General features: G+C 46.3%; 19 protein-coding genes. 12 read left to right on the top strand and 7 right to left on the bottom strand.

Going from position 1 to position 24,541, the window contains the following annotated elements:
• Positions 1-43: 43 nt before the first annotated feature.
• From ruvC to SOHN41_RS08685, 8 genes are all read left to right on the top strand, one after another.
• Entirely contained in the window at positions 44-565 is a 522-nt protein-coding gene (ruvC, locus tag SOHN41_RS08720; RefSeq protein ID WP_007647883.1) for a crossover junction endodeoxyribonuclease RuvC, read from the top strand.
• Positions 562-1,179, top strand: coding sequence for a Holliday junction branch migration protein RuvA (gene ruvA / locus SOHN41_RS08715; protein ID WP_007647880.1), 618 nt, complete (start codon positions 562-564; stop codon positions 1,177-1,179). The genes ruvC and ruvA overlap by 4 nt, the downstream gene beginning before the upstream one ends.
• Before the next feature lie 61 nt (positions 1,180-1,240).
• A complete protein-coding gene (gene ruvB / locus SOHN41_RS08710; RefSeq protein WP_007647879.1) occupies positions 1,241-2,245 on the top strand; it encodes a Holliday junction branch migration DNA helicase RuvB in 1,005 nt (334 codons plus the stop codon).
• Between the two features lie 819 nt (positions 2,246-3,064).
• The gene (locus tag SOHN41_RS08705; protein ID WP_007647877.1) at positions 3,065-5,581 is read left to right on the top strand and encodes a TonB-dependent receptor plug domain-containing protein; all 2,517 of its coding nucleotides are present in this window, start codon (positions 3,065-3,067) and stop codon (positions 5,579-5,581) included.
• A 208-nt stretch (positions 5,582-5,789) separates the two neighbouring features.
• Positions 5,790-6,467, top strand: coding sequence for a response regulator transcription factor (locus SOHN41_RS08700; protein WP_007647876.1), 678 nt, complete (start codon positions 5,790-5,792; stop codon positions 6,465-6,467).
• Positions 6,468-6,648: 181 nt separating this feature from the next.
• Positions 6,649-7,776, top strand: a complete 1,128-nt coding sequence (locus SOHN41_RS08695) for a M14 family metallopeptidase (protein WP_007647874.1) — start codon at positions 6,649-6,651, stop codon at positions 7,774-7,776.
• Positions 7,777-7,787: 11 nt separating this feature from the next.
• The gene (locus SOHN41_RS08690; RefSeq protein ID WP_007647873.1) at positions 7,788-8,105 is read left to right on the top strand and encodes a hypothetical protein; all 318 of its coding nucleotides are present in this window, start codon (positions 7,788-7,790) and stop codon (positions 8,103-8,105) included.
• The gene (locus tag SOHN41_RS08685; protein WP_007647872.1) at positions 8,102-8,383 is read left to right on the top strand and encodes a YeaC family protein; all 282 of its coding nucleotides are present in this window, start codon (positions 8,102-8,104) and stop codon (positions 8,381-8,383) included. The genes SOHN41_RS08690 and SOHN41_RS08685 overlap by 4 nt, the downstream gene beginning before the upstream one ends.
• Before the next feature lie 83 nt (positions 8,384-8,466).
• On the opposite strand, the gene ansA is transcribed toward SOHN41_RS08685, so the two are convergent.
• Positions 8,467-9,480, bottom strand: coding sequence for an asparaginase (gene ansA / locus SOHN41_RS08680; RefSeq protein ID WP_007647871.1), 1,014 nt, complete (start codon positions 9,478-9,480; stop codon positions 8,467-8,469).
• 126 nt (positions 9,481-9,606) lie between these two features.
• Complete coding sequence (sppA, locus tag SOHN41_RS08675) at positions 9,607-11,451, bottom strand: signal peptide peptidase SppA (protein ID WP_007647869.1); 1,845 nt, start codon at positions 11,449-11,451, stop codon at positions 9,607-9,609.
• Between the two features lie 165 nt (positions 11,452-11,616).
• Here sppA and SOHN41_RS08670 point away from each other — a divergent pair, with 165 nt between their 5' ends.
• Together SOHN41_RS08670 and SOHN41_RS08665 are read left to right on the top strand one after the other, a co-directional pair.
• Positions 11,617-13,635: an FAD-dependent oxidoreductase gene (locus tag SOHN41_RS08670; protein ID WP_007647867.1), complete on the top strand. Its 2,019-nt coding sequence runs from the start codon at positions 11,617-11,619 to the stop codon at positions 13,633-13,635.
• Between the two features lie 130 nt (positions 13,636-13,765).
• Entirely contained in the window at positions 13,766-14,248 is a 483-nt protein-coding gene (locus SOHN41_RS08665) for a YciI family protein (protein ID WP_007647865.1), read from the top strand.
• A 42-nt stretch (positions 14,249-14,290) separates the two neighbouring features.
• On the opposite strand, the gene yfaE is transcribed toward SOHN41_RS08665, so the two are convergent.
• From yfaE to ubiG, 5 genes are all read right to left on the bottom strand, one after another.
• A complete protein-coding gene (gene yfaE, locus SOHN41_RS08660) occupies positions 14,291-14,740 on the bottom strand; it encodes a class I ribonucleotide reductase maintenance protein YfaE (RefSeq protein WP_007647861.1) in 450 nt (149 codons plus the stop codon).
• Positions 14,741-14,751: 11 nt separating this feature from the next.
• Positions 14,752-15,882 (bottom strand): class Ia ribonucleoside-diphosphate reductase subunit beta, encoded by a 1,131-nt coding sequence (gene nrdB / locus SOHN41_RS08655; protein WP_007647859.1) that lies wholly within the window; start codon positions 15,880-15,882, stop codon positions 14,752-14,754.
• A gap of 64 nt (positions 15,883-15,946) precedes the next feature.
• Positions 15,947-18,235, bottom strand: coding sequence for a class 1a ribonucleoside-diphosphate reductase subunit alpha (gene nrdA / locus SOHN41_RS08650; RefSeq protein ID WP_007647857.1), 2,289 nt, complete (start codon positions 18,233-18,235; stop codon positions 15,947-15,949).
• 406 nt (positions 18,236-18,641) lie between these two features.
• Entirely contained in the window at positions 18,642-19,310 is a 669-nt protein-coding gene (locus SOHN41_RS08645) for an HAD family hydrolase (protein WP_007647855.1), read from the bottom strand.
• Position 19,311: 1 nt separating this feature from the next.
• Positions 19,312-20,022, bottom strand: a complete 711-nt coding sequence (gene ubiG, locus SOHN41_RS08640) for a bifunctional 2-polyprenyl-6-hydroxyphenol methylase/3-demethylubiquinol 3-O-methyltransferase UbiG (RefSeq protein ID WP_007647853.1) — start codon at positions 20,020-20,022, stop codon at positions 19,312-19,314.
• A 385-nt stretch (positions 20,023-20,407) separates the two neighbouring features.
• On the opposite strand from ubiG, the gene gyrA reads away from it, so the two are divergent.
• The gene (gyrA, locus tag SOHN41_RS08635) at positions 20,408-23,167 is read left to right on the top strand and encodes a DNA gyrase subunit A (protein ID WP_007647852.1); all 2,760 of its coding nucleotides are present in this window, start codon (positions 20,408-20,410) and stop codon (positions 23,165-23,167) included.
• Between the two features lie 104 nt (positions 23,168-23,271).
• A complete protein-coding gene (serC, locus tag SOHN41_RS08630; RefSeq protein WP_007647849.1) occupies positions 23,272-24,363 on the top strand; it encodes a 3-phosphoserine/phosphohydroxythreonine transaminase in 1,092 nt (363 codons plus the stop codon).
• Positions 24,364-24,541: the final 178 nt, after the last annotated feature.

Below are 24,541 nucleotides of genomic sequence, written 5' to 3'. Positions count from 1 at the left end.
ATTGGATCACTTTGGCATTTTTCTGTCCAATATAAGGCACATAATGGCAATTATTTTAGGTGTTGACCCAGGTTCACGGATCACAGGCTACGGCGTGATCCAGTGTCAGGGGCGACACCAGATTTATTTAGGCAGTGGTTGTATTCGTACATCGGGTGAAGAATTACCCCAAAGACTCAAGCAAATTTTTGATGGCATAAGTGAAATTATCCGCCAATATCAACCGGATGAATTTGCCATCGAGCGGGTGTTTCTAGCAAAAAATGCCGATTCGGCGTTAAAGCTGGGCCAGGCAAGGGGGGCTGCCATCGTTGCTGCTACCGTGGCGAATTTGCCCGTGGCAGAATACAGTGCCACTCAGATTAAAAGTGCCGTGGTGGGGACTGGACGGGCGAAGAAAGAGCAAGTGCAGCATATGATCCAGCAGTTGCTGAAATTACCCGCCGCACCCCAGGCTGACGCTGCCGATGCACTTGGCGTTGCAGTGTGTCATTATCACACCAGTCAGAGTTTAATCGCATTAAGTGGCCGAGCAACGGCGAGAACATACGGACGGTACAGATGATAGGTCGTTTACGTGGCGTGTTAGTTGAAAAACAAGCACCCGAAATACTGATTGATGTCAATGGTGTGGGTTACGAGTTACAAATGCCCCTCACCAGTTTTTACGAATTACCTGAAATTAACCATGAAGCTGTGATCTACACCCACTTTGTGGTGCGCGAGGATGCCCAGCTACTTTACGGTTTTATCACTAAGCAGGAACGGGCATTATTTCGCTTACTGATCAAGACCAATGGTGTTGGGCCAAAACTCGCCTTAACTATTCTTTCTGGCATGACGGCATCGGAGTTTGTCGGTTGTGTTGAGCGTGATGATATAGTGACCTTAGTTAAATTACCGGGAGTAGGTAAGAAGACGGCCGAGCGTTTATTAGTGGAAATGCGTGATAAGCTCAAGAGCTTGATGGAAGCCTCCGCTGGTTCTGAACGGGAATTTGTGCTGCAGTCGAATTATTCTCCTGCACCCACGGTAAATAGTGCAGAAGAAGACGCTATCTCAGCCTTAATTTCACTGGGTTATAAACCTGTGCAGGCGAGTAAATCCGTTGCTGCAGCCTATCAAGAGGGCATGGATTCAGAGACCCTGATTAAGGCTGCACTAAAGTCGATGCTTTGATGAGGTATGTCATTGGGTTTCACAACCGCCATATTGTCGATCTGGTAATAGGAAAATGTAGATGATTGAGGCAGATAGACTGATCCAGCCACAGTTACAAGCGCAAGATGATGTTATCGATAGGGCTATGCGACCTAAATTGCTCGATGAGTACACGGGGCAGGATGACACTCGGGCACAGCTGAAGGTCTTTATTCAAGCGGCGAAGAATCGTAACGAAGCCTTAGATCATATGTTGATCTACGGCCCACCGGGACTCGGAAAAACTACCTTGGCAATGATTGTCGCCAATGAAATGGGAGTGAATATCAAGTCGACCTCGGGTCCAGTGCTTGAAAAGGCGGGAGATCTGGCGGCGCTACTTACCAATCTCGAATCCGGTGATGTGCTATTTATCGATGAGATCCATCGCTTAAGTCCCGTAGTGGAAGAAATCTTATATCCGGCAATGGAAGACTATCAATTGGATATCATGATAGGTGAGGGGCCTGCGGCGCGTTCTATCAAGTTGGATTTGCCCCCCTTTACCTTAGTGGGCGCCACCACCCGCGCCGGTGCTTTGACCTCGCCACTGCGGGCACGCTTTGGTATTCCACTGCGATTAGAATTCTATAATATTAAAGACCTCAGCACGATTGTGGCGCGCTCTGCACAGGTGATGGGATTGGAAATTGATAAAGAAGGGGCGCTGGAGATCGCTAAACGATCCCGTGGGACTCCTAGGATTGCCAATCGTCTACTTCGCCGAGTTCGGGATTATGCCGAGGTACAACATGATGGTGCTGTGACTCAATATGTGGCAGAACAAGCATTGGATTTGTTAGACGTGGATAACGAAGGTTTCGATTATATGGACCGTAAACTGTTACTGGCCATTATCGATAAATTTATGGGCGGTCCTGTGGGGTTAGATAACTTAGCCGCCGCCATTGGTGAAGAGCGTGAAACCATTGAAGATGTACTAGAACCTTTCCTTATTCAGCAGGGATTTATTCAGCGAACGCCCCGTGGTCGAATCGCTACGGCGCGCGCTTATCAGCACTTTGAAATGATAAAACCAACATAATGATAATGTATTGTTTAGAAATGGCGGCCTCGGTCGCCATTTTTTTATCTTAAATTTGATGGTGCTTTTGCGAATAGAAAACTTGTTTATTGAAATACTGTTTAATATTCCAACTCAGCAATAAATATTGATTAACATTTATTAATGAATGACGGTGAATGATGAAATAAATTTAATATTGTAGGCAAATATTTTGAGATGAATGTGCTGTTGATTTATTTGTGTCTATTTCCCCTCCATAATTAGATTGAAATTCAACCATTTTAATCTGTGATTTTTAGAGCTTGCATGCTGTTTAATTTGAATCTTAATTGTTAATGACTTGTTTGTCGCACTTTTAGGGTGCATAAAAATTACAAATTATTCATTTTGTATCATTTTCCACAGGCTTTTTCCTTTGTGTGTATGGCTTTCTCTGAGTGTGGATATTTTTATATGCATAAACACCTAATAAATAATCGAGATTATGTGTTGTGGACTCTATACCTTTAAACCTTAAAAGTGTGATCGATGTCACATTTTTGAAGTCTTTATATGTTTATGGAATGTTATGTTATTAACAGATTTAATCACTAGTATTGTGGTTTTTTGACAGTTTAAGAATCTATAAAGGATTTATTATTGGTGTTTAGACTTTTGTTGAAACACCAAATTAACAATAGGCGTTATTCATTGTAACAATAAAAATATTTAGGTTAAAAAATTGAGCGTTGACGGAATTAAAGTGAATCCTCAGTATCAAGCGCAACAGTCGTACAGCAAATTGTTGTACAAGCTGTAAGCATAAAAATAATAGTAAGATCTAGGGAGCATTCATTCATGATCAAAAGAACCAAAGTTGCGTCGGCTATTAATTTAGCTGTCGTTAGCTCAATTGCCGCTGGTACCTTTGTAGCGTCAAGCGCATTTGCAGCAGAAGAGACTGCAAAAGTTGAGCGTATTGAAGTCACGGGTTCACGTATTCAACGTCAAGATATGGAAACAGCTTCTCCTGTTACCGTGATTGATGCTGCAGCGATTAAAGCCGAAGGCTTCACCTCTGTAGACCAAATGCTACAAGTTCAAACCTCAATGGCAGGTGCTGCGATTGGTTCAACCACTAACAACGGCGCAGACGGTGTTGCTCAGGTTGACTTACGCGGTATGGGCTCACAACGTACTCTCGTACTATTAAACGGTCGTCGCATGGTGAACTCCGGTTCAGGTGCCGACAGTTCAGTGGATTTAAACTCTATCCCTGTTGCTATGATCGCTCGCGTTGAAATCCTGAAAGACGGTGCTTCTGCGGTTTACGGTTCTGATGCGATCGCCGGTGTAGTGAACATCATCACTAAGAAAGACTTTGAAGGCTTCCAGTTCGATATGAACGGCAGCGGCACCGACAAAGGTGACGGCCAAAATGGTGATGTCAGTGCATTATATGGTTTCAACACCGATGGTGGTAACTACACCTTTGGTGCAGCTTACTCAGACCGTCGTAGTGTGATCCAAGGTGATCGTAGCTGGACTGAACCTGGTTCAAGCTCATTTATTCCTGAAGGCACCTTAGGCGGTAAAGTTCAAGATGCTAACGGTAACTGGGTACCTCGTTCATACGGTTATGACTTTACCCAAGACAGTTATTATCAAACGCCGAGTGAACGTCGTAGTTTATTCGCGAATATGACTCAAGAGTTAGGCAATGATGTGGTATTAACTGCTGACGCTATTTATACCAACCGCCGTTCAAATCAGCAGATGGCTGCGCAACCTGCTGATATTATGCTAAATGTATGTGGTGCTGCTGGTGTTCCTGCTGGGGCTCCTTGTGTAACATTAGACAGTGCTATGATTGCGGGTGGCATTGCAGCGGATGAAAAAGGTCTAGTTAACTACCGTCGTCGTACTAACGATGTAGGTCCTCGTATTTATACTCAGGACACTGACACTTGGCGTTTATCTGGTGGCTTAGCGGGCACTTTAGATGTCCATACTGGTATGAACTGGGATGTGACTTACACCTATGGTAAAAACCAAGCGAAGACTGCGGTAGAAAACTCTATCAACGCTTCAGATATGACGACTTCTATCTATGCAAACCCAGATGCTTGGTTTAGTGGTGATCCATTAACGCAGCAAATGATCAATGACATAAGCTACACCGAAGATGCTAAAGGCGGTAACGAGCAGCAAACATTGTCTGCTGGTTTAAATGGTGAGCTATTTGATCTGAGCGCGGGTGCTGTCGGTTTTGCAATTGGTGCCGAATATCGCCGTGAAAGCGGTTTCTACACGCCGGACGAAGTGGTTATTGCAGGCGAGAGCACATCAGCTCAGCAAGATCCTACAGATGGTAACTATAATGTTATCTCTATTTTCCAAGAAGTGAGCGTACCTTTTACTGAAAAATTAACCGGTGAATTCGCGCTGCGCCTAGACGATTACTCAACGTTTGGCAAAGCAACCACTTGGAAAATCGGTTTAACTTATGCAGCAACCGATGACTTGATGCTTCGTACTGTAGCGGCAACAGGTTTCCGTGCGCCTAGCGTAAGTGAACTCTACGGTGGTAACTCAGGTTCATACGATTATTTAGACGATCCATGGGGCAATGCTCAAGATCCACAGATCCTCGTGAATCGTACATCAGATCCAGACTTAAAACCTGAAGAGTCAGAGTCATACACTGCTGGTTTAGTATACTCACCAAGCTATGTTGACGGTATGTCAGTGACATTAGACTACTGGCGCTTTAAAGTGGACAACGCGATTGCGCGTATGGACACGCAAGCTGGTTTAGATGCTTGTTATGCTGGTGATGCAACAGCTTGTGAGACTTTCAACATCGGTGCTGGTGGTGATTTAGAAAACTTGACTAACGCGTTAACCAACGTAGGTACACAGGACACAAGTGGTATCGATTTCAACTTAGCCTATAGCTTCGAGCTAATTGGTTTAGATTGGAAAGTGAATAACGATACAACGTATCTGGTGAACTTCGAGCAAGATGGTGAAGATTACACAGGTACTATCGATGGTAACTTCGGTGCCTATGCCCGCGTTCGTAACAACTTCAGTATCTCTGCAGGTCAAGACGACTGGAGCGTAATGTACTTTAACCGTTACATCGGCGACATGCGTGATCTGGCTGAAGGTAATAATGTTGGTGATATTATTTACCACAACGTTTCTGGTACTTACCACATCAACGACATGGCCAGTGTTAGCTTAGGTGTTAAGAACTTTACTGATGAAAAACCACTTACTGTATCTAACGGTAGTGATGGCGGTACGGTTCCAGAAGTTTATGACACCATTGGTCGCACCATCTACGGTGGTGTAACTGTTAAGTTTTAAGTTTCGGTCAATCGACTTAACTTGATAAAAAGCGCCCTCGGGCGCTTTTTTTATGGGACAAAAAGGGACTGAGTTCCTATTTTGTCACTTGAGCTGTAACTAAGATCACAATTTAGCGGAAACTTATTTTTACTCTTGTATTAGGGCTAGAGTCATCATTATAGTCGTGTTAATATAAATGATATCGATTCTCGTTTAGGTAATAGGAATGAGTAAAATATTGCTGATCGATGATGATCCCTTATTCAGAACTTGGCTAACGGATGCTCTGATGGCGCAAGGTCATATCGTGGAATGCGCCGTTAACGGCCTTGAGGGGCTTTCGGGCATTCGTGCCTTTAATCCCGACATCATCATGCTCGACTTAGTTATGCCACAGATGAATGGCTTTGATCTGTTAAAGGCTAGGGAATGTTCAACCCCTGTCATCATGATCTCGGCGCGTGATAATGAGGATGACCGCATTAGAAGTTATGAATTAGGTGCCGATGACTATCTCTGCAAACCCTTTAGTATTAAAGAGCTTATTGTTCGATTACATGCGCTCGAACGCCGAATATCCGCTCATTCAAAGGCGTCACACCTTGAGCCGACAGCGGCGAGTGCGGTGAGTTTTGATGAGTCTAGTTACAGGATCACTATCGGTCACCGCACGGTGGATTTAACTCAAACAGAGTATAGAGTGTTTAAATATTTATTCGAGCGAAAGGGGCAAGTGATCACTAAGCAGGAGCTACAACGTTCTGTATTGCAAAAAGATCTGGGTCGCTTTGATCGTAACTTAGATATGCATATTAGCAACACAAGACGCAAATTAGCCAATACAAGTTTACCGCGTAATTTAATTAATACCGTGCGCGGGCAGGGGTACAGTTTTACGGTGTGAGGGATATGACTTGGCAGATGTGCCTTGGTTGCTCAATAAAAGGTCGACTGATTTAGCCTTTGCCGAATTTTATGGCTTTCGTTTTCCCCTGATGCGCTTTTGGTTTATTCTATCGGCCATAAAATAAGATGTGCTCAGTGCCATCTCGTGCCCTTACTTGAATAACCTATTAGGAATCATTATGCGGATCAGTGCCAATTTTGATGGCGGAAATATCCAAGTCGTCAACCTTGATAATAAAGATGATATCCAACTTGCCATTCGTCCAGATGCGGGCGGTGAGTTTTATCAATGGTTTAATTTTCGATTTGAAGGTGAAGTGGGTAATCAATACACCTTAAATATCATTAACGCAGGCACTGCATCTTACCCCAAAGGGTGGCAGGACTATCAAGCAGTTGCGAGTTACGACCGCCAGCATTGGTTTCGCGTACCGACACAATACCAAGATGGCACATTAAGTATTCAGCTTGAGTTAGAGTGTGATGCCATCCAAATCGCTTACTTCGCACCCTATAGCTATGAGCGTCACTTGGACTTGCTCAGCAGTGCCCAGTTACACCCTGATGTGACTTTAGAACACCTAGGTCTGACATTAGATGGCCGCGATATCACTCTGATGAAAGTTGGCGATGGTAATCCGGATAAACGTAATATCTGGATCACCGCTAGACAACACCCCGGTGAGACCATGGCCGAGTGGTTAGTCGAAGGGCTAGTGAATCGCTTGCTCGATAATGATTGCCCAACGGCTAAGGCTCTGCTCGATAAAGCTAACTTTTATATTGTCGCTAACATGAATCCCGATGGCAGTGTCAGAGGCCATCTACGGACCAATGCCATTGGCATTAACCTTAACCGTGAATGGCAAAGCCCAAGCTTAGAAAAAAGCCCCGAAGTTTACCATGTCGTCAATAAGATGCAGCAAACGGGCGTGGATTTATTTTACGATGTGCACGGGGATGAAGGTTTACCCTATGTGTTTCTCGCCGGGTGTGAAGGTGTGCCTGCCTATAACGACAGATTGGCACAGCTACAAGCGAATTTTAGCCAAGCACTCACCCTAGCCAGCGCCGATTTTCAAACAGAATTTGGTTATGCCAAAGATGAGCCCGGCCAAGCAAATCTGACGGTAGCGTCAAATTGGGTTGCACAAACCTTCGATTGTTTATCTAATACGCTGGAAATGCCGTTTAAAGATAATAACAACCTACAGGATCCCTTCGTGGGCTGGTCACCTGAGCGCAGTAGCTATTTAGGCGAAGCCTCGTTAATCGCCATGCTGGCGGTTGTTGATAAGCTGAGATAGGTGAGGCGGATATGGCATTAATTGAATGTCCAGTGTGTCGCAAACGTATGTCGAGTAAGGCATCATCCTGTCCCCACTGTCAGGCAAAAACCGACGGGGATAATGGGTCTTTAGCGCGTATTAGCCATATACAAAAATCCAGCAGTTTAATGAATCAAAGCTTTGTTGCTATGACGTTATTTATCGCTGGGGTGGTGATTTGGTTTTGGGGCGGTGAGCCCGCCGAAGGCCTGCGGGCGAATATCGCTGGAGTGTGTTTTGTGTTCGGCTTTGTGGGTTATCTTATCACGCGCGTAAGAATCGTATTGCATAAGCGGAAAAGTGTATGACAGACATTAATCAAGTAATCGACCAAATGCCCCTCGAAGTCTACGAAAGGCTGCGCAGTGCCGCCGAGTTAGGCAAGTGGGAAGATGGCAGTGTATTGAGTGAGGCCCAGCGTGAATCAACGCTGCAAGTGGTGATGATGTATCAAGCGCGAAAGCTCAATCAGACCGAGCATTTCACCATTGCCGCGGGTGGGAAAATCAATGAGCTATCAAAAGCGGAATTGAAAAAGCAATTTCGCGGCGAATCGATAGCCGAGTTTAAAGCGGAAGAACTGTAAAACGAACTGACGCAATGTTTAAAAAGCCCATATAAATGGGCTTTTTTGCTTTGGAATACATGCGTTAAATTAAGCTATCGCCCTTAATCAGGGCTCAGCTCTCCCACTAAATTTTGCAACATAGCGGCCTTGATTTCATTCGGTTGTAGATTTTTAGAGAGTAAATAATGCAACTTAGCCAAAGCTGCTTCTATGGTCATATCGGCACCACTAATCACACCCGCTTTGGCCAGTGCATTACCCGTTGCATAGCCGCCCATATTGACTTTACCTTGGAAACACTGGGTGAGATTCACTAATACTATGCCGCGCTCATCCGCTTGTTTAAGGGTTTTTAGTAACGCGGCATCTTGAGGTGCATTACCCACACCAAAGGTCAGTAATATGAGTGCCTTAACGGGTTGTTGAAGGATGTTTTCGAAAATCTGAGTTGAGATCCCTGGATATAGCGTCACCACCCCTACAGGTTGTGGACTGATATTGGCGACCTCTAAGGGTTTATCACTGGGGACGGCAATTTTACCTGCACGTAGATTAATTTTAATGCCTGCTTCGAGCAGCAGCGGAAAATTAGGTGAGGCAAAGGCATCGAACCCATCGGCGTGGGCTTTAGTCGAACGATTCCCGCGGAACAATTTATTATTAAAGAATAAGCACACTTCTGCCACCGGATAATTGGCGGCGATATACAGGGAGTTTAACAGATTGGTTTGCCCATCCGAGCGCAACTGGGCGAGGGGAATTTGCGAACCAGTGACTATCACAGGTTTAGATAACCCCTGCAGCATAAAGGATAATGCAGACGCCGTGTATGCCATGGTATCTGTGCCGTGGAGGATCACAAAGCCATCGTAGTCTTGATAATTGGCTTTAATATCATCGGCAATCATCTGCCAGTCTGTTGGCGCCATATTCGATGAGTCGATTAGCGGACAGTACTCGTGGATCACGAATGAGGGCATTTCATCATGGTAAAACTCAGGCATGGATTGCACACACTGAGTCAGGAATCCTGCGACGGGAACAAAGCCGTTATCGGTTTTTTGCATCCCGATAGTGCCGCCAGTATAGGCGACGTAAATGGAGCGTTTAGTCATTCTTATCGTTATCTTAGCTTCAAGTGGGTTAATTATACGATTTAACAGGCATAAACCCAATAAAAAAGCCCGAAGGTTCGGGCTTTTATCACAGTGGTTTACTGTCTTTTGGCTCAAACAACGGGATCAATTGAGCGCGCAGTTATCGCAATAAACATAGACATGATTTGGATCGTTAAATGAAACGATGGTTTTTAAACTGCCAGTCCACTGTGCCAACATGCGTTCGAGTATTGAAGACTGGCCCAGTGAAGCGGGTAGGTGGCTCGACACTGAGGCAAACATCTGTTGTATAAATAGCTGCTCAGGGGTTAATTCCTGTTCAATAATCCGGGTATCGAATAGGGTTAGATCCGCCAACTTTGCCGCCTTGGCAATCGCTTGATCTAAGTCACCGAGTTCATCGACTAGCCCGAGTTCTAGCGCCTTTTTACCACTCCAAACTCGACCTTGGGCGATAGTATCAACTTGTTCTAACGTCATTTTACGTTCTTTTGCCACCAGTGAGATAAAGTCTAAATACCCCCGCTCTATATGGCGCTGGATCACGGCTTCAATTTGTGGTGATAGGGTGCGAGTAACCGATAATCCGGCCCATTCCGATGTCGATACGCCATCGGTGTGCACACCAAGGCTTGCGAGGGAATCCTCAAACGTAGTGATCATACCGAAGATCCCAATCGACCCCGTCAGCGTGGTTGGCGTGGCGAAGATATAATCTGCACTGGCCGAAATCCAATAGCCACCGGAGGCGGCAAGGCTGCCCATGCTCACGACGACAGGTTTACCCGCGGCTTTTAATGCCAGCAGTTCTTGTCGGATTTGCTCAGAGGCAAAGGCGCTACCGCCAGGGCTATCGACTCGTAGGACAAGTGCCTTGATATGCTTATCGAATCTGGCTTTACGCAGTAACTCTGTTGTGCTGTCTCCGCCAATCTGTCCTGCGGGTTGGCTGCCGTTTAAGATAGTGCCGCTCGCCACGATAATGCCAACGCTGTCCTGTTCAACAAAGTTAGGTAGCGGGGTCACTAAGGCTAAATAGTCATAGAAGTTGACTTGCTTGAAGCTATCACCGCTTTTGGCTTTTCCAACGCTCTCAAGCATGGTCTTGCGGAATTCTTCGTCGGTAGCGAGTGAATCGACCCACTTCATATTGACCGCCATGGCGGCGGAATTCCCTTGGGCCTTATCGAGCTCACTAAGATAGGTTTGTGCATTCAGTGCAAGGCTATTGGCGTCGATATTGCGATTCGAGGCTACCGTTTGAGTATAACTTTGCCAAATGTCCGAGAGTAATACATTGCTGGCCTCCTTTGCTGCATCAGACATATCGTCACGCATATAGGGTTCGACAGCCGATTTAAAGGTGCCGACACGGAAAATATGTGCCTTGATTTTGAGTTTTTCGAGCGCCGATTTGAAATACAAACTATAGAGACTTAGGCCATCAAGGGAGACTGCGCCTTGGGGGTTGAGGTAAACCGTATCGGCAAAACTGGCTAGGAAATACTGGTTTTGCTCATAGTAATGACCCATAGCCACGACTTTTTTGCCGCTTTCTTTAAAGCGCTCCAGCGCATCACCTATGGATTGCAGTTTGCTTATCCCGGCACGTTTTAGATCGGCTAAATCGAGCACTATGGTGCTGATCCTATTATCCTGTGCTGCATTATCAATCACATATAACACATCTGCTAACAGGATTTCGCCATCGGCACTGCCGTTATTACTTTGTTTGAGGGCCGCCTCAATAGGATCAACCTGTTGCTTTTGATCGACAATAGTCCCTGCAAGGTTGAGCACCAGTGCCGAATTGTCTTCGACTTGAATATCTTCGCTACTGCTAATGGCCACCACAATAATGGCTAAAATACCAAAAAAGATTAAATTGAGGATAAGCTTGCGGGTCCCGTTAAGGATATTCCAGATAAATAAGCATATTCTCTTGAAAAACGATGGGTTAGCGGACATCTGCCACTCCTTTATAAGTCCAATAGGCTAATGCTAACTGAAAATGCCGCCGCAGGCTAAGTACAATTGTAAAGGTTTTTAACTTTCAGCGGTTAACCAACGGTTGAGCTTAGATTTGACTCAAGGTATGCTCATTTAAATCACTTGTTTAAAAAGGATGTTTGAATGTCGTTTCCCCATTTATTAGAACCCTTAGATCTGGGATTTACCCAGCTCAAAAACCGCGTGCTTATGGGCTCAATGCACACGGGCTTGGAAGAAGAAAAGGGCGGGTTTGAGAAACTGGCAGCGTTTTACAGAGAACGCGCTTTAGGCGGCGTGGGCCTGATTGTCACTGGCGGTATATCCCCTAATCTTCGTGGTAGATTAACCCCCCATGCTTGTCAGTTAAGTTTCCCTTGGCAAGTGGGTAAACATCGGATCATTACCCAAGCTGTGCATGGGGCTGGCGGTAAGATCTGTATGCAAATCCTGCATGCGGGCCGTTATGGTTATCATCCTTTTTCCCAAGCGCCGAGCAAGATTAAATCGCCGATCACGCCCTTTACGCCATCGGCTATGTCTAGCCGTCAAGTGCGCTCCACCATTAAGGATTACGCCAACTCAGCCGCGCTTGCGAAAAAAGCAGGTTATGACGGTGTCGAGGTCATGGGCTCTGAAGGGTATTTAATTAATCAATTTATCAGCTCACGTACGAATACCCGCAGCGATGAATGGGGTGGACGTTTTGAACAAAGGGCTAAATTTCCGATAGAGATAGTTAATGCCATTCGTGCCAAAGTAGGTCAGGATTTTATTATTATCTTCCGTCTCTCTATGCTCGATTTAGTCGATAATGGCTCCACCTGGGATGAAGTTGTGCAACTGGCCAAGTGGCTTGAGCAGGCGGGCGTGTCGATTATCAACACGGGTATTGGTTGGCATGAGGCTAGGGTGCCAACGATTGCGACTAGCGTGCCCCGTGGCGCCTTTGCTTGGGTCACGGAAAAACTAAAGGCATCGGTTTCCGTGCCTTTGATTGCCACAAACCGCATCAATACACCTGAGATTGGCGAGCAAATCATTGCCTCTGGTCAAGCGGATATGGTGTCCATGGCGAGGCCGTTCCTTGCCGATCCTGAGTTTGTGAATAAAGCCGCGGCAAACACGCCAGAGCTTATCAATACCTGTATTGGCTGTAATCAGGCGTGTTTAGATCATACTTTTTCCCTTAAACGTGCCACTTGCTTGGTTAATCCTCGCGCCTGTTATGAGACCGAAATTAATTTTCTACCGACATCCCATAAAAAACGTATTGCCGTCATGGGTGCGGGCCCTGCGGGGATGGCTTTTTCTGTGTATGCCGCCATGCGTGGCCATGACGTCGTGCTCTTTGAAGCGAAATCTGAGGTCGGTGGTCAGTTCAACTTAGCGCGTAGAATCCCAGGTAAAGAAGAGTTTAATGAAACTATCCGTTATTTTATCAACCAAATTAAGCTGCATAAGGTGGACCTAAGATTAAATACTCGCCTCGATGCTAGCGTGTTGGCGACCGAAAAGTTTGATGAAGTAGTGATAGCGTCAGGGGTTGTCCCACGGGATTTAGTGTTACCTGGTTTTGATGATCCACGGGTGGTCGATTATCAAAAAGTGCTCTCGGGTGAGGTGAATATTGGCCAGACAGTCGCACTGATCGGTGCTGGCGGGATCGGTTTTGATATGGCCCACTATTTATGTGAAACCCAATCAAGCACCCTTAATCCCGATAAATGGTTAAAGCAGTGGGGTATAGATAAAACCTACCAACATGCGGGTGGTCTGACAGAGCCTCATTCTGACAATGGTCTTCATCGTAAGGTGTATTTACTGCAACGTAAAACCTCAAAGATGGGCAAAGGTTTAGGTAAAACCACAGGCTGGATCCATCGCCTTGTGCTCAAACAGCATAATGTGAAGATGAAAACTGGCGTGAGCTACGACAAGTTTGATGATGCGGGTTTGCATATTCGAGTGGGTGACGTACCCGAAGTGCTTGCGGTCGACAATGTTGTCCTATGCGCAGGCCAAGAATCCAATCGTACACTGGTGGATGAGATGAATGCATCTGGACTACCTGTCCATTTGATTGGGGGCGTAGATGTGGCCGCTGAGCTTGATGCTAAGCGTGCCATTCGCCAAGGGGCCGAACTGGCAATGCGTTTATAGTCATTTGGAGAACCCATAGAGTATCTAAAGCCTGAATCTTACTCAGGCTTTTTTATTGCATTTCAACATTGTTGCTGCAAATACGCTAAGGTTAACATGCACTAAATAACTGACACTGGGGGAACTCGCTATGCAAATTAACACAGTCTTCAACACTAAGCTCACCATCAGCCTTATCACCTGTTTATTGTGTGCATTAATGGTGAGTTTTTCAGCTCACAGTACTCCAGAGTTTGACGAGCAGCGTGCTAAAAATGCCGGTGCCGATGAATATGGTATGAAGCACTATGTGATGGCATTTTTAAAGCGAGGCCCTAATCGGGATAGAACACAGGCACAGGCCGAGCAATTACAACGGGCGCATTTGGACAATATCACCCGCCTTGCCAATGAGGGCAAGTTAGTGCTGGCGGGGCCCTTTTTACACGATGGTGAATTACGCGGTATTTATGTGTTTGACGTTACTACGGTTGAAGAAGCAAAAGCCTTAACGGAAACCGATCCTGCAATTCAAGCGGGCAGCCTAGTATTGGAATTATTACCTTGGTATGGCAGCGCGGCGCTGACAGAGGTCAATGAGCTGCATCGGGTGATGGCGAAAAAAGACATTTAAAGGAGTACCACGAGGTTCAATTAACCCTTACCCCGCGAGAAGTTATTCTTCACACACTTCGGGTAACCTTGGAGATACTTGTTGCTTTGAGCTATGGGATAAAGTGCTGAGTGTCGGTGAATGGGGGCTGCGCGCCACGAGCTGTGACTCTTTAGCCTCATAGGTGACAACTGTGGCCCCTTCGGGGGATAAATCGAGTTCTAAATCCTCCGAAGGTACACAACAACAGGGTAAGCATTCGTCGTGAGCCAGTTCGGCTAAGGGCTCACTCAGGTAGCTGACTTTGCCACTGATAATCCTGGTTTTGCAGGCGCCACAGAAACCGCTGCGACATTCAGAGAACATGCTGACTTTCTTCGCTTCGAGAGCCTGTAACAAGGATCCCTGTTGCTCGGTAAAGAGCAATACAGCTTGGCCCTGAAGGCGCACTATAGGCGCCTTCGCAAAGGGGCTTTTGGCCAAATGGGGGCCTAAGTGACTCGGTTTTGTCACTGTATGTCTACCTAGAGATCGAAGTCGAGGAATTCATCACCATCGACCGCCGAGTCAATTTGCCCGACCAGATATGAAGAAACCTCCACTTCCTGGGGAGCCACTTGCACCGCGTCACTCTCCAACCAGTTTTTCATCCAAGGTAATGGATTCGTGAGTTCCGGGTAAGGTTGTGGCAGATTCACCGACTTCATGCGCTGGTTGGTAATGTATTCAACGTATTGACACAGAATTTGTTCATTCAAGCCAATCATAGAGCCATCTTTGAATAGGTATTTTGCCCATTCTTTTTCTTGCTCTGCGGCCTTGAGGAATAGATCGTAGGCTTCTTGCTGGCATTGCGCGGCAATTTCCCCCATTTCAGGATCATCTTTACCGCCTTGCATAATGTTTACAATATGCTGGGTGCTGTTTAAGTGTAAGGCTTCATCACGGGCGATTAAGCGAATGATTTTTGCGTTACCTTCCATTAGTTTACGTTCTGCAAAGGCAAATGAGCAGGCAAAACTGACATAGAAACGAATCGCTTCGAGGGCATTGACCGACATCATGCACAGATAAAGTGCTTTTTTCAGCGTACGAGTATTAACGACTAATTCTTTGCCATCGATAACATGGGTACCTGCGCCAAATAGGTTGAATACTTGGGTCAGCTTAATCAAGTGGTCATAGTATTCGGCAATGTCAGTTGCACGACGTAAAATTTCTTTGTTTACCACTATATCGTCAAAAATGACCGAAGGGTCGTTAACGATATTGCGAATAATATGGGTATAAGAGCGCGAGTGAATGGTCTCTGAGAAAGACCAAGTTTCAATCCAAGTTTCTAGCTCAGGCAGCGACACCAGTGGCAAAAAGGCCACATTGGGCGAGCGACCTTGAATCGAATCGAGCAGGGTTTGGTATTTCAGGTTAGAAATAAAAATATGTTTTTCGTGATCCGGCAGGGCGTTGTAGTCAATTTTATCGCGGCTGACGTCCACTTCTTCGGGGCGCCAAAAGAAAGATAACTGCTTTTCTATCAGTTTTTCGAACACTTCATATTTTTGTTGGTCGTAACGAGCCACATTGACCGATTGACCTAAAAACATAGGTTCACGGGTGGCGTCGTTGGGTGTTTGACAGAAGGTAGAGTAGGCCATGATGCTATTTTTCCAATGGGCAGGGACCCCATAGGGATCCCTGCAAAACCGTTAACGTTAAAGACTAGATCTTACAGGCGCCGCCGGCACAACCGTCGTCTTCTTTCTCTAGATTGGTGATGTCATCGTGTTGATCCGACGCCCCATCGCGAGTGTTATGGTAATAAAGCGTTTTTACACCTAACTTGTAGGCATTGAGTAAATCTTTCAGTAGTGTCTGCATCGGGACTTTACGGCCTTCAAAACGTGAAGGATCGTAGTTAGTGTTGGCCGAAATCGCTTGGTCAACAAACTTCTGCATAATACCGACTAATTGCAGGTAACCATCATTGCTTGGCATTTTCCACAGCAACTCATAGCTATCCTTTAGGGTATCAAAATCAGGTACAACTTGTTTTAGTTGACCATCTTTACTGGCTTTTACACTAATGAGTCCACGTGGTGGCTCAATACCGTTCGTCGCATTTGAAATTTGTGACGAGGTTTCTGACGGCATTAATGCTGACAAGGTCGAGTTACGCAAACCGTACTGCTTAATGTCACTACGCAGTGATTCCCAGTCTAAATGCAATGGTTCATTACAAATCTTATCTAAGTCACGCTTATAGGTATCGATAGGTAAAATACCTTGGGAGTAGGTGGTCTCGTTAAATAACGGGCAGGCACCTTGCTCCTTTGCCAGGTTCATTGACGCCTTAAGTAGATAATATTGGATCGCCTCAAAGGTCTTGTGAGTCAGATTGTTAGCGCTGCCATCAGAATACTTCATGCCATTTTTGGCTAAGTAGTTGGCAAAGTTAATGACCCCAATGCCAAGTGTACGGCGGTTCATCGAGGCAATTTGTGCCGCTTTAATCGGATAATCTTGATAATCCAATAAGTTATCTAGCGCTCGCACGGCAAGATCCGCTAAAGGCTCGAGTTCAGATAAGGTTTTTATCGCCCCTAAGTTTAGGGCTGACAAAGTACAAAGCGCGATTTCACCATTAGGATCGTCGATATTGTTCAATGGCTTAGTCGGCAGTGCGATTTCGAGGCACAGGTTAGATTGTCTGATCGGTGCGACTTTTGAATCGAACGGACTGTGGGTGTTGCAGTGATCCACGTTCTGAATATAGATACGGCCCGTTGAGGCGCGCTCTTGCATCATCAGTGAAAACAACTCCACCGCCTTGAGGGTTTTCTTACGAATGCTGCTGTCCTGCTCGTACTGCAGGTAGAGACGTTCGAATTCGTTTTGATCTTCGAAGAAGGCATCGTATAGACCAGGTACATCCGATGGGCTGAATAGGCTGATATTTTCGCCTTTGATCAGGCGCTGATACATGAGTTTATTCAGTTGTACACCGTAGTCTAAATGACGGATACGGTTATCTTCCACGCCGCGGTTATTTTTCAATACCAGCAGAGATTCGACTTCTAAATGCCAAATGGGGTAGAACAGGGTCGCTGCACCACCACGTACGCCACCTTGGGAGCAAGACTTCACTGCGGTTTGGAAATACTTATAGAAAGGTAAACAACCTGTGTGGAAGGCTTCACCGCCACGGATTGGACTACCTAGTGCGCGAATACGGCCTGCGTTAATCCCGATCCCTGCACGTTGGCTAACGTATTTCACGATAGAAGATGCAGTCGCATTGATTGAATCTAAACTGTCACCACATTCGATCAATACACAAGAACTGAATTGACGCGTTGGGGTGCGCACACCCGCCATGATGGGCGTTGGCAGTGAAATCTTAAAGGTCGATACCGCATCATAGAAATCTTTCACATATTTCAGGCGGGTCTCTTTTGGATAACGGGCAAACAAACAGGCCGCCACCAGAATATAAAGGAACTGGGCGCTCTCATAGATTTCGTGAGTCACACGGTTCTGAACTAAATACTTGCCTTCGAGCTGTTTAACGGCCGCATAGGAGAAGTCCATATCGCGCCAATGGTCGATATAGGTGTTCATAATATCGAGTTCTTCATGGGTGTAATCCTGCAGAATGTGCATATCATACTTGCCCATTTCCACCAGTTTAGTCACATGATCATACAGTGCTGGCGGCGAGAACTGACCAAAGGCCTTCTTACGTAAATGAAACACGGCTAAACGCGCCGCGAGGAACTGATAGTCCGGTGATTCTGGTGAAATTAAATCCGCTGCAGCTTTGATAATGGTTTCGTGGATGGCTTCTGTGTGGATACCATCGAAAAATTGCAGGTGCGAGCGAAGTTCAACTTCAGAAACAGAAACGTTTTTTAATCCCTTGGCTGCCCAAGTAATTACGCGGTGAATTTTTTCGAGATCGATGTTCTCACGTTCACCACAGCGTTTTGTGACTGTCATAGTGCTATTCATTGAAGAGAGGCCTTGGTTTTTTGATATCTATTGCGGTGAACGGATCACCGTACGTTTCCTTGTAAAACAATCAACAAACGTCCCTTAAATACAGCTAGCTCGTTAATACAGAGCCAATTAAGCGGGGAGTTTCTAGTGTGCCTGATTGCTACCGATACACAAGATATGGTGTTTAAAATAATCTGAGATACAAGATAGTGAGGTTTGAACGTATTTGCAAGTTAGAATTCAGGGGGTATCTTGTGGATATCTTGAGGATAAGCTTGAGTGTTAGTAATGGCTAACCCTGAAGCTCAATTTAGTACTAGTGTGAAAGATCCATGTGGACTTTTTGTGCGATCTCACTAAGGATCGCGATCGCTAAAATAAACAGCAGTCTCCATGGGAACAAACTATCTCGATGCAATCATCGTGTAGCCATCAAAGCTTCGAGTACGGCCAGCGGTGAAGCAAATTGCGCCAATGCGGGCCAGTTGTGTGGATTATCCTCTTCGCATAGATAACCCCATAATGCGATACCACCTAGCATGGCTGCGGCCTGGGCCGCGAGTAAATCCCGCTCGGCATCCCCTAAATACAAAATATGCTCAGGGGCGCAGTTAAGCTGCTGCGCGCCAAGGAGCATAGGGGCTGTATGGGGCTTAGCATAAAGGGTTGAATCGCCGCTGATCATCACCGCCATTCGCCGTTGCAAATTCAGTTTTTGCAATAGAGGCCGAGTAAAGCGCGCGGGTTTATTGGTGATCACGCCAAATGGCAGCCCCTGCAAATCGAGCCAATCGAGCAGGGCTGCAATGCCAGCGAATAACTGGCACTGGTCACCATTAATGCGTTGATAGTGGGCGAGTAGTCCCTGCTGAAGTTGATGGCGAAGGGCATCACTGGCATGGGGGACAGCCGCATCGACAAGGGCAAAACTGCCGTGGGATGCGGCGCTGCGAAGTGATTCAAAGGGTTTGGCTTCAATCCCCGCATCCTGCAGACTTAAGTTAAGTGCCTGCACAAGATCCGGTGCGGTATCGGCAAGCGTACCATCAAGGTCAAATAATACGCCTCTTACCTGTGCAAGGCTCATCTTAATCAGCCCTTTGGGTGGCGATCATATAGTTTACGTCCACATTGGGTGTGTACTTAAAGATACCCGTCAGTGGGTTATAGCTAATGCCTAGGGCATCCTTGCAGATCAAATCCGTATTATCCACTAGGGCGATCAACTCCGATGGTTTAATGAATTTATTGTGATTATGGGTGCCAATGGGCAGCATTTTCAGCAAATATTCGGCGCCGATAATGGTTTCTACGAAGGATTTGAGGTTGCGATTAATGGTTGAGAAAAACACAAACCCACCGGGCTTAACCATATCGCAGCAGGCTTGGATAACCGACTGTGGATCAGGCACGTGCTCCAGCATCTCCATGCAGGTAACGACATCGTAATAACCTTGATGGTCTTGGCTATGGGCTTCAGCGGTGTTTTTCACATAATCAATGCTAACACCCGTCTCTAATGCATGCAGACGCGCGACCTCAAGGGGATCTTCGCCCATATCGAGGCCATCGACCACTGCACCGATACGCGCCATGCTTTCGGATAAAATACCGCCGCCACAACCCACATCGAGCACTTTTTTACCAAAAATACCGCCTGCGGTTTGGTCGATGTAATTCAAACGTAGCGGATTTAATAGATGCAGCGGCTTAAACTCGCCATTGAGATCCCACCAAGTTTCGGCCATACGTTCAAACTTTGCGATTTCCTGCGGGTCAACATTGGTATTGTGTTGCATGGGATTACCTAAAGCGGACTGGATTGTGCGGCTATTATAACGACTAAGTTTGATAAACAAAGTATTGGCTGGATCTAAGTCTTTGTGGTTGAGTGAAATTTCAACAGTTGTCCTCTTTAAATGCTATTAATGTGCGCTAGGTTGGTGTATCCGCTTACAGATTAATCAAAGCTTTGGAATAAATAACCGCTAAAGGGCACTTTTTAGTATACACAATCTCCCAAATTAACTGTGTTTTCATCTATTAACTTGCTTCCTACTCAATTCAAGCAGGATAGGTCTGGCGACATTAAATAACTGTGTTAGAATGCCAAATCACGTTTTTGGGCCTGACAATGATACGGATTATGCGTTGTCGGCTATTTTTCAGGGGAACGAGCAGTTTATGACTGATCTGGCATCATCTATTTCGCCAATTAATATCGAAGACGAACTAAAGAATTCGTACCTTGATTACGCCATGAGCGTTATCGTGGGACGTGCATTACCAGACGTGCGCGATGGCTTAAAGCCTGTACATCGCCGCGTGCTGTTTGCCATGAGTGAATTGAAGAACGATTGGAACAAGCCGTACAAAAAATCTGCCCGTGTGGTAGGTGACGTTATCGGTAAATATCACCCCCATGGTGACTCTGCTGTTTACGACACTATCGTCCGTATGGCCCAGCCATTCTCATTGCGTTACACCTTAGTTGACGGTCAAGGAAACTTCGGCTCGGTTGACGGTGATTCTGCGGCGGCAATGCGTTATACCGAAATCCGCATGGATAAGTTAGCGCACCAATTACTGGCCGATCTTGAAAAAGAAACCGTCGATTTTGTCCCTAACTACGACGGCACCGAACAAATTCCTGCCGTATTACCTACACGCGTTCCCAACCTGTTAATTAACGGTTCATCGGGCATTGCCGTGGGTATGGCGACTAACATTCCACCCCACAACTTAACTGAGGTTGTGAAGGGCTGTTTGGCGCTGATCGCCGAACCCGCGCTGTCTATCGAACAGTTGATGGAATACATTCCTGGCCCAGATTTCCCTACCGCGGCAATTATTAATGGTCGCAAGGGCATTATCGATGCCTATAAAACCGGCCGTGGCCGCGCCGTAATGCGCGCCCTTGCCGATGTTGAAACGGAAGACAATGGTCGCGAACGTATTATCGTCACCGAAATTCCCTATCAAGTGAACAAAGCCAAACTTATCGAGAAAATCGCTGAGTTGGTGAAAGATAAGAAAATTGAAGGTATTAGCGGTCTGCGCGATGAGTCTGATAAAGACGGTATGCGCATCGTGATTGAGATCAAGCGTGGCGAAGTGGGTGAGGTAGTATTAAACAACCTTTATGCGCAAACGCAAATGCAGTGTTCTTTTGGTATCAACATGGTGGCCTTGACCAATGGTCAGCCTAAGTTGTTTAACCTTAAAGAAATGCTCGAGTGTTTCATCCTTCACCGCCGTGAAGTCGTGACTCGCCGTACCGTATTCGAACTGCGTAAAGCCCGCGAACGCGCCCATATCCTTGAGGCATTAGCGGTAGCGCTGGCCAATATCGACCCCATTATTGCGCTGATCAAAGCATCGCCAACCCCAGCCGATGCCAAGGTTAAATTGGTTGAGCAGGGCTGGGCCTTAGGCCATGTGCAGGGCATGCTGGAAAAAGCCGGTGATGATGCCGCGCGTCCTGAGTGGTTAGAACCACAATATGGGATCCGTGATGGTTTATATTACCTGACTGAACAACAAGCTCAGGCGATCCTTGAACTGCGTTTACATCGCTTAACGGGCCTTGAGCACGATAAGATCATCGCCGAATACGAAGAGCTGCTTGAATTTATCGCAGGACTGTTGTTCATTCTGCGTAGTCCTGAGCGCTTGATGGAAGTGATCAAGGAAGAGCTTGAGGAAATCCTCGCCGAATATGGCGATGCCCGCCGCACAGTGATCAACGCCAATGAAATTGATATGAGTCTTGAAGATCTTATCAACGAAGAAGATGTTGTGGTTACATTGTCGCATTTAGGTTACGCCAAGTATCAACCCTTAAGCGATTACCAAGCCCAGCGCCGTGGTGGTAAGGGTAAAGCGGCAACTAAAGTTAAAGACGAAGATTTCGTTGAAAAACTGCTGGTTGCCAATACCCACGACACCATTTTGTGTTTCTCTGACTTCGGTAAGATGTACTGGCTCAAGGTATATCAATTGCCATTGGCGAGCCGTACTGCCCGCGGTCGTCCAATTGTTAACCTATTACCTCTGGCCGAGGGTGAGCGCATTACTGCGATTCTGCCAGTACGTGAATATGCTGCGGATAAATACATCATCATGGCAACTTCACACGGTACAGTGAAGAAAACTGCATTAACCGCCTATAGCAACCCTCGTGCAAACGGCATTATCGCCGTTAACCTCAAGGACGGAGACCAACTGATCGGCGTCGATATCACCAATGGTGACGACGAAATCATGCTGTTCTCTAACGAAGGTAAAGTGGTTCGCTTTGGTGAGAAGGTACGTGATTCTGAAACTGGCGAAGTGAAGCTCGATCCTGAAACCGGTGAAGAAGTGTTGTCACTGCGCCCAATGGGCCGCACCGCCACTGGCGTTCGTGGTATTAAGCTGGAAGAAGGTCAAAAGGTTGTCTCGCTTATCGTGCCTAAGGGCGATGGCGCTATCTTAACTGTGACTGAAAACGGCTATGGTAAACGGACTCAACTGTCTGAATATCCAGCGAAGAGCCGTGCGACTAAGGGTGTGGTTTCGATCAAGGTGAGCGAGCGTAACGGCGCTGTTGTTGGCGCGGTACAAGTTGGTGGCAATGACGAAATCATGCTGATCAGCGATAAAGGTACGCTCGTTCGTACTCCAGCTAAGGGCGTGTCTATCATAGGCCGTAATACCCAAGGCGTGACTATTATCCGTACCGCAAGCGACGAGAAAGTGGTGGGTCTACAGCGTATCGATGAAATCCAAAGTGACGAGGATGAAGTTGAGCTGGATGAAAATGGTTTACCTATTGTTCCCGTCGTGATTGAAGGTGAGCTAGCCGATGAGCCTCTAGATGACCAGCTTGATGAAGAGTTGGACGATGAGGAAGAGCTGGACGAAGATGACGACGAGCTTGCCGATGAGCAAGACGAAGAATAACTCAGTGTCATAATAACGAGCGTCCAATTGGACGCTCGTTTTTTTGATGCCATTGTTTTATAAAACGAATACATAAATCATGGTTGGAATTAAGGAGAGTGTCAGTGAGCGCGATTTATAATTTCTGTGCAGGTCCTGCAATGTTACCGGTGGCGGTAATGAAAAAAGCACAACAGGAATTACTCGATTGGAATGGGCAAGGGGTTTCCGTGATGGAGATCAGCCACCGAAGTAAAGAGTTCATCGCGCTAACCAAGCAAGCCGAGGCCGATTTACGCGAGCTAATGCACATCCCGGCAAATTATCACGTGTTATTTATGCATGGTGGTGGTCGAGGACAGTTCTCCGCTGTTGTGAATAATTTTTTAGGCGATAATGGTAGAGCCCTGTATTTGGTCAGTGGCCAATGGTCTTCTGCGGCCTTAGCCGAAGCACAAAAGCTGGTTGGCGAAGCCCAAATTGACAGCCTGAATATCGTTGAAAAACACAATGGACTCAATGCGGTTGTCCTACCTGAGTTACATAAAATTGATGCCGATTATCGCTATGTGCACTATTGCCCAAATGAGACAGTAGATGGTATCGAAATTTTTGATGAATTGGATTCACCTTGGCCCATAGTGGCCGATTTATCATCCACTATTATGTCCCGTGAAATCGATGTCAGTCGCTACGGTTTGATTTATGCTGGCGCCCAAAAGAACATAGGCCCATCGGGCCTGTCTATCGTGATAGTCCGCGATGACATGTTAGCACTACCGAGCTTAGTGCAATCGTCCATCATGGACTACCGTTTAGCCGTTGAGCATGATTCTATGTTCAATACGCCACCCACCTTCGCATGGTACCTCGCCGCAGAAGTGTTTGCCTGGCTCAAGTCCATTGGAGGTATTGCGAGTATTGCAAAAATTAATCAACAGAAAGCACATATGCTGTACCAATGTATCGACAATAACCGTTTTTATCGCAATGGTGTTGTGGCTTCAAATCGTTCACAAATGAACGTCACCTTCCAACTTGCCGATGAAGCACTCGATGGCGAGTTTCTAAAACAAGCTCAAGCGGCTGGGCTCGTGGCCTTAAAAGGGCACCGCATCGTCGGTGGTATGCGCGCCAGCCTCTACAATGCCATGCCACTCGAAGGGGTAGAGGCATTAGTGAAGTTTATGAATGAGTTTGCCGCCCAGCATAGCTAGGCAGTGATATTCTCATTCTAAGGTGACTTACCGTTTCTTGTCAGGGTAAGAAGCCAGTGACGAGAAGATTACTAGCAGAAATGGCTAGTAGAAAGATTGGAAGCGAATGCTGCACTGGCATTCGCTTTTTTAATGGCCGTACATATGTAATCGCTGCGCAACCCAATAAAAAACGCGC

It is taken from the genome of Shewanella sp. HN-41 (assembly GCF_000217915.1).
Lineage (GTDB): Bacteria > Pseudomonadota > Gammaproteobacteria > Enterobacterales > Shewanellaceae > Shewanella.
Note: the sequence above shows the minus strand (reverse complement) of the source record. Positions and strands in the feature narration are given on the sequence as shown.

Coding starts and splice junctions, on each gene's coding strand:
- ruvC (WP_007647883.1), top strand. CDS start 44: ATGGCAATTATTTTAGGTGTTGACCCAGGTTCACGGATCACAGGCTAC.
- ruvA (WP_007647880.1), top strand. CDS start 562: ATGATAGGTCGTTTACGTGGCGTGTTAGTTGAAAAACAAGCACCCGAA.
- ruvB (WP_007647879.1), top strand. CDS start 1,241: ATGATTGAGGCAGATAGACTGATCCAGCCACAGTTACAAGCGCAAGAT.
- SOHN41_RS08705 (WP_007647877.1), top strand. CDS start 3,065: ATGATCAAAAGAACCAAAGTTGCGTCGGCTATTAATTTAGCTGTCGTT.
- SOHN41_RS08700 (WP_007647876.1), top strand. CDS start 5,790: ATGAGTAAAATATTGCTGATCGATGATGATCCCTTATTCAGAACTTGG.
- SOHN41_RS08695 (WP_007647874.1), top strand. CDS start 6,649: ATGCGGATCAGTGCCAATTTTGATGGCGGAAATATCCAAGTCGTCAAC.
- SOHN41_RS08690 (WP_007647873.1), top strand. CDS start 7,788: ATGGCATTAATTGAATGTCCAGTGTGTCGCAAACGTATGTCGAGTAAG.
- SOHN41_RS08685 (WP_007647872.1), top strand. CDS start 8,102: ATGACAGACATTAATCAAGTAATCGACCAAATGCCCCTCGAAGTCTAC.
- ansA (WP_007647871.1), bottom strand. CDS start 9,480: ATGACTAAACGCTCCATTTACGTCGCCTATACTGGCGGCACTATCGGG.
- sppA (WP_007647869.1), bottom strand. CDS start 11,451: ATGTCCGCTAACCCATCGTTTTTCAAGAGAATATGCTTATTTATCTGG.
- SOHN41_RS08670 (WP_007647867.1), top strand. CDS start 11,617: ATGTCGTTTCCCCATTTATTAGAACCCTTAGATCTGGGATTTACCCAG.
- SOHN41_RS08665 (WP_007647865.1), top strand. CDS start 13,766: ATGCAAATTAACACAGTCTTCAACACTAAGCTCACCATCAGCCTTATC.
- nrdB (WP_007647859.1), bottom strand. CDS start 15,882: ATGGCCTACTCTACCTTCTGTCAAACACCCAACGACGCCACCCGTGAA.
- nrdA (WP_007647857.1), bottom strand. CDS start 18,235: ATGAATAGCACTATGACAGTCACAAAACGCTGTGGTGAACGTGAGAAC.
- SOHN41_RS08645 (WP_007647855.1), bottom strand. CDS start 19,310: ATGAGCCTTGCACAGGTAAGAGGCGTATTATTTGACCTTGATGGTACG.
- ubiG (WP_007647853.1), bottom strand. CDS start 20,022: ATGCAACACAATACCAATGTTGACCCGCAGGAAATCGCAAAGTTTGAA.
- gyrA (WP_007647852.1), top strand. CDS start 20,408: ATGACTGATCTGGCATCATCTATTTCGCCAATTAATATCGAAGACGAA.